At 58.1% G+C, this 618-nt stretch carries 1 pseudogene; it reads right to left on the bottom strand.

From position 1 onward, the window contains the following. Positions 1 to 618, bottom strand: a pseudogene (locus HU727_RS25510) (type IV secretion protein Rhs); the annotation flags it as partial.

Genomic DNA, 618 nt, shown 5'->3' with positions numbered 1-618 from the left:
CAGGTCGATGCTACTCAGGCGTCCACCGAACAAGTGACGATAATCGAGTGTGCTTCCATCCGGAAGGCGGCAGTGGCTTAGTTGGCCGACGCTGTCGTATGCGTAACGTATGGTGCCCCAGCCCTGATGTTCAGTGATCAGCCGATCTTGCACATCGTATTCATAAGCGAGCGGCCAGTGGCCGTCGTCGACATTGACCAAGCGACCCAGTGCGTCGTAGCTGTAATGAATTTCTTCGCCATCGGGCAGCGTCTTGACCAGCAAACGACCTGCGGCGTCGCGCTGGTATTCGGTTACCAGTTCGCTGCCGTCATCGCCGAATTCGGTTTTCTTCAGCAGTTGGCCGTTGAGGTCGTACTCGTACGCGGTGCGGCGGCCGTCGAAGCCGGTTTCCTGCTGAATCAGACCGTTCGGGTAGTAATCGAGTTGGTAGCGTTCGCCGCGCTCGTTTTCGATTTCAGTGAGCAACAAGCGCGAGTTGTCATAGCGGTAGCGCAACTGGCTGCCGTCGGGATTGATTCGGCGGCTGACGAGGTGCAGGTTGTCGGCGTACTCGTAATGGGTGATACGGCCGAGCTCGTCTCGTTCCGCGGTGACGCGGCCATACGCGTTGTAAGT

This window comes from Pseudomonas khorasanensis (assembly GCF_014268505.2).
In the GTDB taxonomy this organism is placed as follows: Bacteria; Pseudomonadota; Gammaproteobacteria; order Pseudomonadales; family Pseudomonadaceae; genus Aquipseudomonas; species Aquipseudomonas khorasanensis.
The sequence above is the reverse complement of the archived record's forward strand: the minus strand, read 5'-3'. Positions and strand labels throughout refer to the sequence as shown.